The 14,771-nt window shown below is 54.0% G+C and carries 15 protein-coding genes; 4 read left to right on the forward strand and 11 right to left on the reverse strand.

The window, feature by feature from the left end:
• Window positions 1-31: 31 nt before the first annotated feature.
• From ACJO3M_RS10125 to ACJO3M_RS10135, 3 genes are all read left to right on the forward strand, one after another.
• Complete coding sequence (locus tag ACJO3M_RS10125) at window positions 32-940, forward strand: lysophospholipid acyltransferase family protein (RefSeq protein WP_407001279.1); 909 nt, start codon at window positions 32-34, stop codon at window positions 938-940.
• 101 nt (window positions 941-1,041) lie between these two features.
• Complete coding sequence (locus tag ACJO3M_RS10130) at window positions 1,042-1,872, forward strand: glycosyltransferase family 2 protein (RefSeq protein WP_407001280.1); 831 nt, start codon at window positions 1,042-1,044, stop codon at window positions 1,870-1,872.
• Complete coding sequence (locus ACJO3M_RS10135; RefSeq protein WP_407001281.1) at window positions 1,869-3,023, forward strand: glycosyltransferase; 1,155 nt, start codon at window positions 1,869-1,871, stop codon at window positions 3,021-3,023. The genes ACJO3M_RS10130 and ACJO3M_RS10135 overlap by 4 nt, the downstream gene beginning before the upstream one ends.
• On the opposite strand, the gene ACJO3M_RS10140 is transcribed toward ACJO3M_RS10135, so the two are convergent.
• The 9 genes from ACJO3M_RS10140 to ACJO3M_RS10180 form a co-directional block, all read right to left on the reverse strand.
• Window positions 3,020-3,673 (reverse strand): HAD family hydrolase, encoded by a 654-nt coding sequence (locus ACJO3M_RS10140; protein ID WP_407001282.1) that lies wholly within the window; start codon window positions 3,671-3,673, stop codon window positions 3,020-3,022. The genes ACJO3M_RS10135 and ACJO3M_RS10140 overlap by 4 nt on opposite strands.
• 21 nt (window positions 3,674-3,694) lie before the next feature.
• Window positions 3,695-4,201 (reverse strand): PAS domain-containing protein, encoded by a 507-nt coding sequence (locus tag ACJO3M_RS10145; RefSeq protein WP_407001283.1) that lies wholly within the window; start codon window positions 4,199-4,201, stop codon window positions 3,695-3,697.
• A gap of 227 nt (window positions 4,202-4,428) precedes the next feature.
• Complete coding sequence (locus ACJO3M_RS10150; protein ID WP_407001284.1) at window positions 4,429-5,511, reverse strand: glycosyltransferase; 1,083 nt, start codon at window positions 5,509-5,511, stop codon at window positions 4,429-4,431.
• 50 nt (window positions 5,512-5,561) lie between these two features.
• The gene (locus tag ACJO3M_RS10155; RefSeq protein ID WP_407001285.1) at window positions 5,562-6,284 is read right to left on the reverse strand and encodes a protein kinase family protein; all 723 of its coding nucleotides are present in this window, start codon (window positions 6,282-6,284) and stop codon (window positions 5,562-5,564) included.
• A 9-nt stretch (window positions 6,285-6,293) separates the two neighbouring features.
• Window positions 6,294-7,571: a hypothetical protein gene (locus ACJO3M_RS10160; protein ID WP_407001286.1), complete on the reverse strand. Its 1,278-nt coding sequence runs from the start codon at window positions 7,569-7,571 to the stop codon at window positions 6,294-6,296.
• 15 nt (window positions 7,572-7,586) lie between these two features.
• On the reverse strand, window positions 7,587-9,203 hold the full coding sequence (locus ACJO3M_RS10165; protein ID WP_407001287.1) for an aldolase catalytic domain-containing protein: 1,617 nt from the start codon (window positions 9,201-9,203) through the stop codon (window positions 7,587-7,589).
• A gap of 26 nt (window positions 9,204-9,229) precedes the next feature.
• Window positions 9,230-9,916, reverse strand: coding sequence for an acylneuraminate cytidylyltransferase family protein (locus ACJO3M_RS10170; RefSeq protein ID WP_407001288.1), 687 nt, complete (start codon window positions 9,914-9,916; stop codon window positions 9,230-9,232).
• A 54-nt stretch (window positions 9,917-9,970) separates the two neighbouring features.
• The gene (locus ACJO3M_RS10175) at window positions 9,971-11,266 is read right to left on the reverse strand and encodes an O-antigen ligase family protein (RefSeq protein WP_407001289.1); all 1,296 of its coding nucleotides are present in this window, start codon (window positions 11,264-11,266) and stop codon (window positions 9,971-9,973) included.
• Between the two features lie 20 nt (window positions 11,267-11,286).
• Window positions 11,287-12,012: a 3-deoxy-D-manno-octulosonic acid kinase gene (locus tag ACJO3M_RS10180; protein WP_407001290.1), complete on the reverse strand. Its 726-nt coding sequence runs from the start codon at window positions 12,010-12,012 to the stop codon at window positions 11,287-11,289.
• 164 nt (window positions 12,013-12,176) lie between these two features.
• Here ACJO3M_RS10180 and ACJO3M_RS10185 point away from each other — a divergent pair, with 164 nt between their 5' ends.
• On the forward strand, window positions 12,177-13,241 hold the full coding sequence (locus ACJO3M_RS10185; RefSeq protein WP_407001313.1) for a glycosyltransferase family 9 protein: 1,065 nt from the start codon (window positions 12,177-12,179) through the stop codon (window positions 13,239-13,241).
• 40 nt (window positions 13,242-13,281) lie between these two features.
• Here the strand turns inward: ACJO3M_RS10185 and ACJO3M_RS10190 are convergent, their stop codons facing one another.
• Both ACJO3M_RS10190 and ACJO3M_RS10195 read right to left on the reverse strand, forming a co-directional pair.
• The gene (locus ACJO3M_RS10190; RefSeq protein WP_407001291.1) at window positions 13,282-13,689 is read right to left on the reverse strand and encodes a DUF6165 family protein; all 408 of its coding nucleotides are present in this window, start codon (window positions 13,687-13,689) and stop codon (window positions 13,282-13,284) included.
• Window positions 13,690-13,775: 86 nt separating this feature from the next.
• Window positions 13,776-14,702: a branched-chain amino acid transaminase gene (locus ACJO3M_RS10195; RefSeq protein ID WP_407001292.1), complete on the reverse strand. Its 927-nt coding sequence runs from the start codon at window positions 14,700-14,702 to the stop codon at window positions 13,776-13,778.
• Window positions 14,703-14,771 lie beyond the last annotated feature (69 nt).

The raw sequence follows: 14,771 nt of genomic DNA on the forward strand, positions 1-14,771 counted from the left end.
AGTCCGACTATTAGAGATGATGTCCCTATCCATGGCCGTTTCCAAAGCAACATTCCTGATCCTCGCCCTCAAACTGGCCGGCAAGCTATCCTTGCGAGGCGCGCAATTGATTGGCCGTATGCTCGGCACGCTGGGCTGGGTATTCAACAGTAAGTCACGCAAAGTGACGGACACGAACCTGCGCATCTGCTTCCCAGAGATGCCCGAACACCAGCGAAGGGACCTGGCTCGCTCAAGCCTGCGCCATACCGGCCAGACCCTGATGGAAATTCCTCTGATGTGGGAATGGCCAGTTGAAGATTGCCTGGGGTTGATTCGGGAGATTGAGGGTGAACATCTGGTCAACGACGCACTCGCCAAAGGTAAAGGGCTGGTGCTGCTGGCACCTCACCTGGGCAACTGGGAACTGACCGGTCTGTATTTTTCTTCCCGCCATAAAATGGCGGCGCTATACAGCCCGCCCCACATCCGTGAATTCGAGGATTACATGATCCGGGTGCGCGGACGTATTGGCTCTGAACTGGTGCGTGGTGACCGGCGCGGTCTCGCACGCATGATTACCCTTTTACGGGAAGGCGGCGTTACCGGGATTCTCCCTGACCAGAGCCCCCGCGCGAAAGGGGTCGCCCATGCACCGTTTTTCGGACTGAACGTTCGGACCATGACCCTGGTATCAAAACTCCTTCAGAAGTCCGGCGCCACGCCGCTGATGACTTTCTCCGAGCGGTTGAAAGACGGCAAGGGCTTCCGCCTGATCATTCGCGAATGCGAACCGGATATGGATGCCACCGATCCTGTCGTCGCGACGACCGCACTGAACCTGTCGATCGAAAACTGCGTGCGCGAAATTCCAGAGCAGTATCAATGGGAGTACAAGCGTTTCCGCCACCTGACGCCGGGAACCCCTAATCCCTATAACCCCAAGAAGCTGTGTCGTTGATCCGTCCCGATCGTAAGAATCCCTGACAGGAAACAAGCCGCGAGCGCGTGTATACTAGGTCCCTGATTTTAATGCGACACCGTCACGGGCCCGACTAAGTTATGACACCACAATCCATTGGCGTGGTTATCACCACCTACAATTCCCCCTTGTGGCTTGGCAAGGTACTGACCGGGTATGAAAACCAGACCTGGAAAGACTTTCGTGTCATCGTGGCCGATGACGGCTCCACAGACGAAACCCGACAACTGATCGAAAGCTTCAGGGAACGCGGCATTCTCACGATTGATCACGTCTGGCATGAGGACGACGGCTTCCGTAAGTGCCAGATCCTCAACAAGGCGATCCATGAAACCAGTTGTGATTACCTGATCTTTACCGACGGTGACTGTATTCCCGAGCCGCGCTTTATTGAAAGCCATCGCACTCTGGCAGAGCCCGGGTACTTTTTGTCCGGTGGCTACATCAAGCTCACCATGCCGGTGTCTGAAACAATTTCCGACGATGACATCCGCTCCGGGGTAATCTTTGACCCCAAGTGGCTCGTCGCAAATGGCCAGCCCAAAACCCACAAACTCTGGAAGCTATCGCCTTCTCCGTTAGTGAAAAAGCTGATGAACTCCGTTACCCCCGCTGCCGCCAGCTGGAATGGCATGAACAGCTCCACCTGGACGAAAGACCTGATCGCGGTGAACGGATTCAACGAGGATATGCAGTACGGCGGACTGGACCGGGAGTTGGGCGAACGCCTGTGGAACTACGGCCACAAATCGAAACAGATCCGCTACAGCACCGTGTGCCTGCATCTGGATCATGCCCGCGGCTACTCCAAACCGGAGATCTGGGCAAAGAACCGCGCCATTCGTAAAGCGGTGAAAGATAACCGCACGTTCTGGGCGGTCAACGGAATCGAGAAGAAACCCACCGCATGAGAACCCTGGTCGTCATTCACAGCCTCAAGATGGGTGGTATGGAGCGCGTTGCCGTCAATCTGGCTGACGCCTTCGCCGAAGAGGGTCACGAGAGCCACCTGTTATCCTGCCGGAACCGTCCCAACGACCTGCAGCCTGCCCATGAAGGGGTGAAGCTTCATCACTTTGATCAACAGCAGGCGCTGCTCAAGTCGGTGATTGGCATTCCGGTTTTCCTGCTGTCCCGCCTTCTTCTTGGCGTATTGCTACCAAAATCCCACTTCATGTGGGTCGGGTGGCTCAGCGGATGGTTACTGAAGCGCCATATCCAGAAACTTGAGCGACAGCATGGCCGCTTTGACCGTATCGTGTTTCGCGGACTGGGCACTTTCAAGTATTTCTGGTCCTTCCGCGACGACCGCAACATCTACGTACTGGAAAATGTTATCCATTACGACCGGCCTCTGTGGCAAAAAAAGCTGGAATGGAAGCTGGTGTTCCACAATCGGCACCTGGCCTGTGTTTCGTCTGGTGTTCTGGAGTCGGCTCAGGAAGCGTTCGAGAAAGGCAATATCGAACCGAAGAGTCTGCGGGTGATCACCAACCCCTGCCCTGTTGAGCAAATCCAGGCCATGGCCCGGGATAACGATCCGGACATACCTTCAGCACCCTACATCGTGAACGTCGCGCGACTGGTTCCCCAAAAAGGCCACGCCCTCCTGCTGGAGGCCTTTGCAAAAGCCAGGATTCCCCATCAACTGGTGATTGTAGGGGAAGGCCCGTTACGTCAGGAGCTTGAACAAAAAGCCCGGTCACTCGGAATAGCAGACCGGGTGATGTTCGCCGGCAAGCGCACCAACCCCTACCCCTGGATGCATCGGTCCGACCTGTTTGTGCTTGCTTCCGAGTACGAAGGACTGGGCATCGTGCTGACCGAAGCGCTGGCCTGCGGTACGCCCATTCTGTCCACGGACAGCCGTGGCGGCGTGCGATTTGTGTTCCAGGGCGAGCTTGAACAATACCTGACACCGAGCACGCCGGAAGGACTGGCACAGGGGCTTGAATCCGCGATTGGCAAACTGCCTATTGAGGTCAAACCGGAGTGGCTTGAGGCGTTCAGTGCCAGGACGGTGGTTGAGGCGTTTTTGGCGGAACCCGAACTCAGCCCCTAGGCCATGTGCTCAACAATGGATTCGATAGATTTCAGCCTGAGTGACGCGCCCTGAAAGTTATAATCGGATTCACTCCACTGGCTGAGATATATAAAATCCAGCCCGGCCCGGGATGCAGCCTCAATATCATACTGACTGTCGCCCACAAAAACCGCAGGCAATGCAATGGCGCCGGAAGCTATCTCCCTGCTCAGTATTTCATCCTTGTTGTCGGGACTACCGAAAATACCGCCGTCAAAGTGAGCAGCCAGCCCTCTGGCACTGAACACTTCTCTTAATTCTTCCTGGTCACCCCCAGAGACGACCAGCCATCTTGTTCCCCGAGTCAATATCCGAAGCCGTTCCAATCCTGACGCGGCCTCACAATCCCGCAACCCCTGCTTCACATACCCAGCGTAGCGATCAAGCAAATCGCCCAGCTCATCGTCGTCAACGGCTTCCCGCCCCACTATCTCGGTTAAAAAAGCTTCGAACTTCACGTAACGGGAAATGCCCCCATGCCGGACATGATAGTCCACCAACGCCTGTGCCTTGTCCGCGCCGTATGGCTTTGCGGCCTCAAAAAATGCGTCAGTCTTTACCCGGTTCGAGTTCAGCAGAACCCCATCACAATCGAACACCCAGGTCTTGTACTGATTCAAAACAGACATCCTTTAGCTCCAATGATCACTTTAATCAATCTCGGCCCCACGCGGCGATGCCTGGGTACGTGTCGACTCTGTGCGAAAGTCGCGAAGACTCTCCAAGGCAGACACGTGTACAACTCCAAGCTGAGCCGGAAAAGGCTTGTCCATCATTAGCGCCATGGCAAAGCGGTGGCAGCCCGCGCCGGAAAATATCGGCTCACCACCGGGCCCGAGATGCACCAGAACGCCCCCAACCTCACGAAAGTTGGTGGGGTCCAGATCCCTGCGTGATGGAAGACTGCCCCGGGATCTGACATCGGCCCAGATGGCATCAAGCGCGTCAAAACGCTTGGCAACATCTTCAGGAGTACGGCACTTATCTGTCACTCCAGTCGGCGAAACCGCAATTTTTCCAAGCATGAACCCGATTGCGCCAGACTCTTCCCAATTCTTCCCGTCACGCCAGTGAGACCAGCAATAGGTCAGCTTGGGATGCCGATCAAATGACTGCTCCAGCGAACTCGGCCATTCAGTCACAACTCGACCAGACATCTGCCGAACCCGGGAACCAAAGTGGGCCGTCAAATCCGCGGCCTCAATGTATCGCTGACATTGTGAGGGCTTCACCCAGATCCGTTCCGCGTAACGCGGCGCTTCAGTGCCAAACCGCAGCCTGTTCCAAGTGTCTATCCAAAACGCCCGAAGCCGATACTTAGTAGCCAAAGATTACCCTTAATACGAAAAATGAACTGATGCCTTTTTAGTGTCCCGCATGATAATCAACACGGTTCAGACTCAAAAAAGAGCCTGTTTGTTTCGCGAATCATTCGGTGGAGCCCGAACTCCTGATGAATCCAATCCCGAAGTTCCTCCGGAGAGTAGACATGCTCCCCGTCAACGATTGCCCGAATCCCCCGAGCCAAGGCTTCTACATCATTTACATCTGCCAGAACACCGTATTTACCGTGTGCCAGCAATTCCTCGCTTCCTGGCACAAGGGTTGAAACCACGGGCTTACCGTGACTCATTGCCTCGTTCAGAACATTCGCCATACCCTCGTTCCTTGAACACAGCAGGAAAAGATCAATTCCCTTGAAGAAAGCGTGCATGTTTTTCTGGTAACCAAGGAAATGGATTCTCGCAGCTTCCTGCCTATTATTGATGGCCGACTTGATCTCATCTTCAAATTCTCCCTCTCCCGCGTGAACGACATGCACATTGTCCGGAAGCCTGGAAAGGATATCCGGCAAAAGGTCGAATCCCTTTTGCGGACTGAAGCGTCCAGCACAACCGACAATGACGGTGTCGGATGGAAGGTTGAGGAGCTCTCTGAAATTCATTGGTTTTTCTTCCGGAGGAGGAAGATCAAAGCCGTTGCAAACCTTGAAAACATTGCGGTCGTCGAAAAAGCGGGGATACTTCAACATTTCATTCTTGAGAGAGTCGCTGTTAACCATCAAAACAGCTTTCATCAGCCGGAAGATCGCAAAATACTTGATAGGGCTCTTCACTCTTCGCGAGATCCCTAGGTAGAGCACAACGCGATCAACACCCGCAAGGCTCGAAGCCAATGTCACCAGCCACCAATCCTTTTTCAGAGCAGCGAAAACAACATCAGGCCTGATTTTCCTGAGAATCTTCACATAATTTGCGACAACGAAAAGATTGAGATCCCCACCTCGTGATTTAACTTCAATGACTGTGACATTCTCCAGATCAGCAAAGCGATCTGCGAAATACCCCTGAAGCAGGACCACATATACCTTTACACCGGCCTCCCCCAGAAACCGGGCCCTGAGATGTACATTTTTTTCAATGCCACCCCAGACACGGGAAGGACAGAAAAGAACCGCTTTTTTCATACTTCAGTTATCCTTGAATCCTAACAAGACAGTTTGCGCCTGCGGTTCTCTCAGCGTGTCGCTTTCCTTCGTTCCCGTATCCGCCGTTTCAGGCTCCGCAAACTGAAACTGGCTGCTTCCAGGCCGGAGGCCAATCGAAGCCAGAAAGACGAGATCTCTTCGCGGGAGAGGAAGCCGCGAGCCTCGGGACAGCTTCTCAGGAAACGATCTATTTCCCTCGCTTTCTGTAACCGGGGTAGGAATCGCGGCTTCTTCAACCGAAAATCAATAAAGGTGACCGATTCTTCCACAATCAGGAAGTTAGCCAGTTGCGCATCACTTCGAAGATATCCACGTTCGTGCAGCGCCCGGAGTGTTGCGAGAATTTTGCTCGCATCTTGCGGACCAGCCGGCCGCCCCTCGACGAATCGATAACAGACGAAAGAATCGACAACGACACCTTTGTGCCGGTACTCGCATGCCAGGACCGGATCCGGTGCGCCAAATCCCATACCAGACAACTGCTCTATGTGCCGGAAAGTTCGCAACGCGTCACTCTCCCGAAAGCGCGTCAGGAAACGCTCCCAGCGCCGGCCATTTCGTGCCCGGGGAACCTTCAGCAACAATGACTCGTCAAGAAAACGTACCCGTGCACTCAGCGTTCGCCAATTGTCGCGGAAAACTTTTTCCCGAGGTAATTCACCCTCAAAAACTCCATCAACGAGCCTGCGGCTCGCCAGTTCGTCCAGGTTCGAAACTACACGACACTGACGGTAATCGAATGAACAAGACATCGTTAGCCCTTAAATGAGTGCTTGCTCCCTGGCTCCATGTGCTTGCTGGAGTTCATCAAGGTAACGTTGGAGCCCCATGCCCATCACTTCGTTGAAGCGATCGTCGCCTGAAAGATAACCCACCTCCCAGAGTCGCTGCATGACTTGGTACTGCAGTATGGGATCATGGGTTTTGATGAAGGAGCGAGTATAATCGACGGGCTTGGCACCGGCCGGGGTATACCCTACAAACCGGCCTGAGGACAACATCAGGTCCGTATTGAACACACGGATGCCTGCAGGACGAAAGCGGAGCATATCTATAATCGCATTGGGCCCCGCATTAAAATGGGTATCCGCCAGCAGCCACTGAAAAGATGCAAGCTGCCTAACCCCGGGATAATCTGCGGGAAACAGAGCACGTCCCTTTCGATTGTGGCATACCGCCCAGCGAATAGAGGAGAAAACCGCGTCATAATCAGACTGCGCCAGTTGTTGAGCCTGGGTGTTGTTGTAATAACTGACGTCCAGACGCTCCCCCTGCGTTTCAGGATCACGCCCCTTATCGCCCCCTCTGTAGCCAAACTTCGCAACGACATCGTGGCTATCAATTTCAGCTCCCTGCGCTTTTTCACTCGGCACTGGTCCGACCAGAGCGATTCGCTTACCTTCGATGAAGCTTCCAAACTCTAGATCAATCGCTGTTGCGGAACCAACGAAGCCATGAGTGTCTTGCTCCCAGTTGCCCTGCAATAGTTGAAGAAACCAACGGGCTTGCGAACGCCGCTGTTCATTACGTTCCATGTGTTCCAGGTTATTCAACAAAGATGTAGCAGCCCCGAAGTTGCCATTCTCAAGCTCTGCGTAAATCCCCAACGCCAGGTTCTCAACACTCACTGCATCGTCCCGCGTGGCGTCTGAGGCCATTCGAGCTAATCCATGGTCTCTGAGAATTCTGCCGGGCTGAAAAAAACCAACCCCGATACACAGCCGATAAAGGTCGAGCCAGCAGCTGGCAGGGAGCGTCTCGGGGTTTAGCTCATGAGCAAGTGCCTCGATCTTTATTACATCGCCAGCCTGGAGCTGCCTCTTCCGTACAGCACCATGGTTCACCAGTTCACGCCAAAACGGAATCAGACCCTCAGGAGCGCGAGCATAGCCAATGCGGCGGAGCGCACGGTCCAGCACGCGAACCTCTTTTTTCGAGTTCGCGTTAGCCTGCTGAGCCGTAACAAAGGCATCCTTCAAGGTATTGAAGCGCCACCATCGGTCGCGGCGTTTTTTGGCAAACAGGAAGTTTTCGATCATTTTAGACGGAGAATTTTAGCTCATTCCATAAATTGATTGAGACGTGAGTTCATACCTGGTGGGTGTTACCGATACAAGCTCTCTGGCTCCCGGAGTCCGTTGGTATAGGTCCAGCAATTCTTTCATTTCGCGATTTCGTGGGTCATCTGCACCGTAGCCATCAAAGCCGGCCATCAGAACCCTGGAAGCCTGTCCACTCGCGGCAATCGCCAGCGCATACGCCACGACGAGAGAAGTCGGTAAAGTGCACGACGCCTCCGAGAATTCAAACACGCCCGGCTCGACCGAAAGTCCGAAGTCCAATACATCCTTACCGTGCAGCGCGAGCTTCACGTCTTCAGGCAGCATCGCCCAGGGCGTTATCAAAGGCTGGGGAAGCAACGTGTGAGCATGGCAATCAGCCAGTAGCCGAACAGGATGGCATGCGACCCTGAGACTGATTAGCTCCGAGGATATTGCAGCCTGCGTATTGAGCGCTATGACCACCGGGTTATTTTCCCGAATGTAATTTTCCAGTGCCCACTTATGACGTCGGACCCCGGGACCAGTGCCAAGCAATAGCACCTCGGTGTTACGAAGCAGCGAGGCCGGATTCCAGCTGCCGCTTTGCACATCGCCATAAAAATGCTTGGCGGCATCAAGGGTATGAATACTGAATTTTTTCCCGCCCTCAACGCGCAGATGCTCTATGGCAGCGAGAATATCTTCTTCATCATAACGGGAGTCCCCCAGCATCTCTTGAATGTAGGTAGGGTGGATACCGTATTTTCCAGCAAGGTAGTAAAATGGGTTTGTCCCCCAACCGTACCGCTCCTGCATTGGACGGAAGTCGCTCCGCAAGATCCGCATTAAGGGCACAAGTGAAACCTGCTGCTGGCGCAATTGCGCTATCTCTATAGCCAATTCTTCTGTTTTGGCGTTCCCCGGGCCTCTCCCCATTCCGGTCACAGTAGAGTCAACCCAGGTCGCACCTTCCCCCAAAGCCGCCAGAGTATTCTGTAATGCCATACGAAGATTATCGTGGGTATGTATACCCAACTCGCCCCGCCAATGGCGGCGTAACCAGGAAATGATACGAGCTGTCTGCTCCGGGGCCATGCTTCCCATACTGTCCGCGAAATAAAGGACATCAATCGGGTACAACGATGCTTTCTTTGCAATCGTTTCAATTTCGCCCTGGGCTCTATCGGCAACCTGCATCAAATTAAATCCAACACGGTAGCCACGGCTCTTCAACCACCCACTCACCTCGACGGCTTCGTCGAACTCGTGAATATGACATGCAATACGTACCACACTGACTGGCGAATCATCCGCACAACAGGGAAATAGCTGTTGCAACCGATCCTCCAGCGAGCGAGCGCCAACCAGTTCAGAGGCGTTCACCATGACCCCGACTGACAGAGATTCTGGAATGTGTAAACTGACAAGAAATTCGTCGGTGGTATAAGCGCAGGCGCCTTTGAACCCCTGGTTTTTCAATGTCCTCAATCCCATCTCGACGACATCGACTCCAGCAGCTGCCATGGCTTCAAGGTATCGGGAGATCAGATCCGTATCAAAATCCCAGTCGTTGTAATAACCACCATCGCGTAAAGTGCAGTCTAGGAACGTTATTTTTTGCGTATTCATAGATTTAGTCATCTTGAAGCGCGGGATTAAATTTCGGATATCCCGGCAGAGAGCATTGCATCCGCCATCAGGAAATCTTCTTCCCAATCGATATCGAAGCCCTGAATTTTATCCAGAATATACTTGTATGGCCGATCACCTATTCGATCGCCTTTCACCTTATACACGTTTTCCGGGGCCAGAAAGACACCACTATTAATTTCGTACAAGGGTTCCAGCGTCTGGGTCCGTGGCCATTTCTCAACATTCCGATCATAATTAACCGGCCTGGACTCATCCCATATAAAGCCACGCAACTCGTTGACGGACATCAGAGAATCGTATCCACATTCAAGTTGCTTCAGGTATTTTTCAATAATTGCGTCATAAAGGCGTGTGGTCAAAAAGGGGGACGTGACATGAGTCCATAGAATATGCCCTTCTTCAATCTGCGAGCCGGCATATTCAATCAGCTCATCTGTGCTGGTGCTGCTGGAAGCCAGGGCATCATCTCTCAGACGGATGTCCAGTTTTGACGTCTCAAACTTTTCGGCATACTCAATAATCTCTTCATCATTAGTCGAGAGTATTATTCGATCAATAAGTTTGGTGGCCAGGAGCTGCTCGAGCTTTATTTGCAACAACCCGAAAGGCTTATCGGCAATCGGCCGAATGTTTTTTCTTGGCACCCTTTCGCTACCTTTTCGGCACGGCAAAAAACAGGTAACAGTCAAGTCGTCTCTCCCAAACTTTTATCCAAATTGGTCGTGGGCATGCAGCGTGCCGCTCTAGACAGTATCGACGGACTCAATCTGTCTTGCTTCTTCTCGCTTCAGTACAGCCCAGATGAATACAACCATGAACACGAACATCGTAACGCCTATGTTCCTCTCAAGCATGCTCTGGGTTAAATTCACGACCGCATGAAGAGTGACAAAAAAAGCCCCACCCAGCGCCAAAGCTTTAACCTCCGGGACATCCGAGTTGGTTTTTTTCAAGAAAAGTCCGAAGGTGACGACCATCAGCAAAAGGTAGGACGCAAGCCCTATCACCCCGTACCGAGCCATCACGTCAATATATTGATTGTGCAGGTGGCGAAAATTCTGTACGGCAGGATGTATCTGGCCCGAAACAATAAGGTCACTGATAACCGCCTCTGTCCCAGTGGGACCAGAGCCAATCAGAGGGTTTTCCTGAAACGCCTTTACGCCTGCCTTCCACATGTCCAGTCGCAGACCAACTGAAGTGCCGTTTCGGCCATCTTCGTAGTAATCAATGAACTCATTGACTGCAATCGTCATTCTACGCTCAACCAAATCAAATTGAGACGCCGCAACGAGCCCTGCTGCAATCATAATCGTCAGAAGGACGAGAATAAGCTTTCGCTTGATGAGCGGCTGCCGGAAAACATACAGGCCAATAAGAGCAATAACTGGAAAGGCAATCCAACCACTCCGCGTTCCAGAGACAAGAGAGGCATATATTCCCCCAACAGAGCCCAGAATAAGAATCGCCAGCCAGAAACGCCGATGCGTTTGTTTTGCAGCCCAGACAAAGCCCGAGAACGCTATTAGCGCAAGGGCCATCGCCCCATTGCCATAATGGATGGGGTTATCGAATGCAGTCACGCGACCAATACCCTGAAACTCAGCCTGGTATATCCCATAAGCACCGGCCATCAGCGCACCAAGCGCCCCAAACAGGAAAAACCAACGGGCACTGATGGCGTACTTCAATACAAACAGCATCACAAGGGAGGCCGCGACATAACGAGTGGAAAGATCAAATTCCGACACATCCTCGCCATGCAGCGTCAAAGTCAGCGCCTGCATCAGAAAAAATAGCCAGAGAACGCCGATCAACGCCAAACTTTCTCTATCTACGCCATCAAGGAGCTTTTTCCATCGAAAGACCAGAAGGGCCAACAAAAGCACCAGTGACGGACCGAATGCGTAGGCATCGGGCACCAACACGTAGAAAAGCAGGTATGAGGCCAGGGCAAGAAATGCCAGCCAGGATAAAACTCTATCCCAGGCGCTACTGGATCCGACCCAATCTGGATTTGTGATGGTGTTCTGGGTCAACGTGGTACCATTTAGGTTGTTCAAGGATTCATATCGCATTTACGTGATGTATTTCCATAAGCTCTTGCGCCTTGATAGCCGGCCAAAAGCACATGCCAGAGTACGTCCTTTCTACCGGACTCGAGCTGGCCGCAACGCTTCTCCACAGACCGACGCAACCGCTTCAAATTATGATCTTTCCAACTCGCTGAACCAACTTTCTCACGATGCAGCCTGCATCGGTCAAAGTCGATTAGGAATACCCGGTCACCGGCGACGAGGATGTTGTCACAATTAAGATCTACATGATCCAGCCCCTCATGGTGAAACCTGGCAATGGTCTGCCCGACCCTGCGCCAGAGGGCCTCACTGTTAACCGCCGGATGCTCCGGCAAAGGCTTAGCCCCCTCGATTCTTTCGATGAGAATTGCCGCTTCATAAGAGAAAGCACCGTGACGAACCACCAGCGCCGCGATCGGCCTGGGCACGGGTAATCCCTTGTCGCGCAGTTCGCTCAACAACCGGAATTCCGCGAACGAGCGGGTTCTTTCGTATCCCGTGAACAGATATCGGCGTTCCGAGAAGCGGGCGACCAGCCCGCCGCGCCGGTAATGCCTCAGAACTAGCGGGCCTTTGGGAGAATCGACAAACCATGCGCAGCCACGGCCACCGGCAGATACCGGCACCGCTTTCTCACTCCAGAACGCTGGAGAAAACCACTGCTCATCGACGTCTTCGCAGCCGGGCGCGCAGAGCACTGACACCATAACCGTGGATACCGAGTATAGCCCTGCCAAGGCTCACAAGACGTTGGCCGGGGAGTACGTTAGAATGGCGCACAGTTTACCAACGACACCCTTCCGGCACTACAACAGCCGGTTAAAGAATCGCAACGGACCGTAACTTGGACAGTCAGACCCACCATCAGCCCATCAATTCCATCTGCATCCTGCGCCTCTCAGCTATCGGCGATGTTACCCACGTAGTCCCGGTTATTCTGAGCCTGCAGGAACAGTGCCCCGGCGTGCAAATCACCTGGGTGATCGGCAAGATCGAAGCCAAGCTGATTGGCGACCTCCCGGGCGTGGAGTTTGTCATTTTTGACAAGAAAGCCGGCCGCAAAGGCTATGCTGAGCTTCGCCAGAAGCTTCGGGATCGACATTTCGACGCTCTTCTGCACATGCAGGTGGCATTTCGGGCCAACCTGGCGGCTGCCATGATTCCGGCGAAAGTGAAGGTTGGCTATGACAAGGCGCGCAGCAAAGACCTTCACAGCCTGTTTATTAACAAGCGCATTGCACCAGCCCCGAAGCAACACGTGCGGGACTGCCTGGCCAGCTTTCTGGAACCGCTGGGACTGAAAGCCGCGCCGCCCCGGTGGACCATTCCCCTGACCGGGGAGGATCATGAGTTTGCCCGGGAACAGCTGGCCAACGATCGCCTGAACCTGGTGATCAGCCCCTGCGCCAGTCACATCCTGAGAAACTGGCCGGCTGAGCGTTACGCGCAGCTTGCGGATCACGCCATCCGTGTACACGGTATGAAGGTGACCCTGGTGGGCAGCCCGGCACCGTTTGAGGCGGAATACTGCGCCGCCATTGAGGGCGCAATGAAGGAAAAAGCCCACAACATCTGTGGCAAGGACACTCTCAAGCAACTGACCGCCCTGCTCACCCACGCCGACCTTGCGGTTGCCCCGGACACTGGCCCGGCTCATATTGCGAGCGCAGTTGGCACCGATGTGTTGGGCATTTTTGCCGCCAGCAATCCTTATCGCTCGGGCCCGTACAATTCGCTGGAATGGTGTGTTAACCGCTATCCGGAGGCGCTGATGCAGTTTACGGGTAAAACCGTGGATCAAGCACGCTGGGGCGCGAAAGCCGAGTTCGAGGGTGCCATGGAGCTTGTGACGGTGGAGGATGCCACTGCCATGCTGGATAAGTGGGTTGAGACTCAACGGGTAGCGGAAACGAAAACGGCGTCGGATCTGGGGTGATCTGACGCCGTTTTTGTAGGTCGCCCGCCCAGTCAGGCAATTACTTACGGGCGGTGTAGTCCTGGTAGGACTTCTCTTCCACGAAGCGGGAGCCCAGCGCCAGGTTCACTTCTTTCTTGATGGCGGCGCGCTTGTCGTTGGTGACATAGACCGCGCGGGCCAGTTCGATGAACTTCGGGCCGAAGTCCTGGGCCGCTTCCTGGTCGCGGATATCATCTTCGATGACCCACAGCTCCTCGTTCACGGCCTTCAGCTGCTTGCGCAGGTCGGCAATCTCAGCCGCCTTGTCTTTCACCGCTTCGTCCCAGGTGGCGCTCAGCTCATTCAGTTCCAGACGGACGTTTTTGACTTTTGCCTCGTCCTTGATGCGCTCTGATTTGATTTCGAGAATGGTGATTTTGTCCAGCACCTCGCCAAACGATACCGGTACCTTGATTACGTCTGCCATTTGCTCGTCCTGCAGGTCAATATGATTGGAAAACAACAAAGCCGCCGGGCTGAAGCAGTCAACGGCGGCTTGCAAACGCTCCGGGATCAGCCTTTTACGTGGGTCAGCCAGCCACTGTGCCCGGGCGACTTACCCTTAACCGCATCGAAATACATCGCCTGCAGCTTCTCGGTAACCGGACCGCGCTTGCCGGCCCCGATCACGCGGCCATCCAGCTCGCGGATGGGCAGCACTTCGGCGGCGGTGCCGGTGAAGAAGGCTTCGTCGGCGATGTAAACCTCATCGCGGGTAATGCGGCGCTCTTTCACCGGAATATTCAGCTCGTTCGCGAATTCCAGAATCGTGGCGCGGGTGATACCTTCCAGGCAGGAAGTCAGCTCCGGGGTATGCAATACGCCGTCACGCATGATGAAGATGTTCTCACCAGACCCTTCTGCCACATAGCCTTCGTTGTCCAGCAACAGCGCTTCCTCGCAACCGCTTGCGATGGCTTCATTCAGCGCCAGCATGGAATTGATGTAGTTGCCGTTAGCTTTTGCCTTACACATGGTGATGTTCACGTGATGGCGGGTATAGGAGGAGGTACGCACCTTGATGCCCAGCTCCTTGGCTTCCGGAGACATGTAGGATGGCCAGCTCCAGGCCGCCACCATGACATGGACCTTGAGGTTATCGGCACGCAGCCCCATACCCTCGGACCCCAGGAACACCATCGGGCGCAGGTAGGCTTCATCCAGGTTATTCTCGCGAACGGCCGCGCACTGGGCCTCGTTCAACTGCTCCTTGGTGTACGGCATGGTCATATTCAGGATATGAGCAGAACGGAACAGTCGATCAGTGTGCTCCTTCAGACGGAAAATCGCCGGGCCGTTGGCGGTGTTATACGCACGCACCCCTTCAAAGCACCCCAGACCATAATGCAGGGTGTGGGTCAGCACGTGGGTTTTGGCCTCCCGCCAGGGAACCATTTCACCATCCAGCCAGATCAGGCCATCGCGATCAGCCATCGACATTGTTTCTGCTCCATAACAAGCGGTTTTCGGGAAACCGGCATTCTAGCAGGAAAATTCCGCGGAACCGAA

This window comes from Marinobacter alkalisoli (assembly GCF_045449795.1).
Taxonomy (GTDB): domain Bacteria; phylum Pseudomonadota; class Gammaproteobacteria; order Pseudomonadales; family Oleiphilaceae; genus Marinobacter.

What these genes read in the sequence shown, in the direction of transcription:
- ACJO3M_RS10125 (WP_407001279.1), top strand. Translation starts at nt 32, where the DNA reads ATGGCCGTTTCCAAAGCAACATTCCTGATCCTCGCCCTCAAACTGGCC.
- ACJO3M_RS10130 (WP_407001280.1), top strand. Translation starts at nt 1,042, where the DNA reads ATGACACCACAATCCATTGGCGTGGTTATCACCACCTACAATTCCCCC.
- ACJO3M_RS10135 (WP_407001281.1), top strand. Translation starts at nt 1,869, where the DNA reads ATGAGAACCCTGGTCGTCATTCACAGCCTCAAGATGGGTGGTATGGAG.
- ACJO3M_RS10140 (WP_407001282.1), bottom strand. Translation starts at nt 3,673, where the DNA reads ATGTCTGTTTTGAATCAGTACAAGACCTGGGTGTTCGATTGTGATGGG.
- ACJO3M_RS10145 (WP_407001283.1), bottom strand. Translation starts at nt 4,201, where the DNA reads ATGTCTGGTCGAGTTGTGACTGAATGGCCGAGTTCGCTGGAGCAGTCA.
- ACJO3M_RS10150 (WP_407001284.1), bottom strand. Translation starts at nt 5,511, where the DNA reads ATGAAAAAAGCGGTTCTTTTCTGTCCTTCCCGTGTCTGGGGTGGCATT.
- ACJO3M_RS10155 (WP_407001285.1), bottom strand. Translation starts at nt 6,284, where the DNA reads ATGTCTTGTTCATTCGATTACCGTCAGTGTCGTGTAGTTTCGAACCTG.
- ACJO3M_RS10160 (WP_407001286.1), bottom strand. Translation starts at nt 7,571, where the DNA reads ATGATCGAAAACTTCCTGTTTGCCAAAAAACGCCGCGACCGATGGTGG.
- ACJO3M_RS10165 (WP_407001287.1), bottom strand. Translation starts at nt 9,203, where the DNA reads ATGAATACGCAAAAAATAACGTTCCTAGACTGCACTTTACGCGATGGT.
- ACJO3M_RS10180 (WP_407001290.1), bottom strand. Translation starts at nt 12,012, where the DNA reads ATGGTGTCAGTGCTCTGCGCGCCCGGCTGCGAAGACGTCGATGAGCAG.
- ACJO3M_RS10190 (WP_407001291.1), bottom strand. Translation starts at nt 13,689, where the DNA reads ATGGCAGACGTAATCAAGGTACCGGTATCGTTTGGCGAGGTGCTGGAC.
- ACJO3M_RS10195 (WP_407001292.1), bottom strand. Translation starts at nt 14,702, where the DNA reads ATGTCGATGGCTGATCGCGATGGCCTGATCTGGCTGGATGGTGAAATG.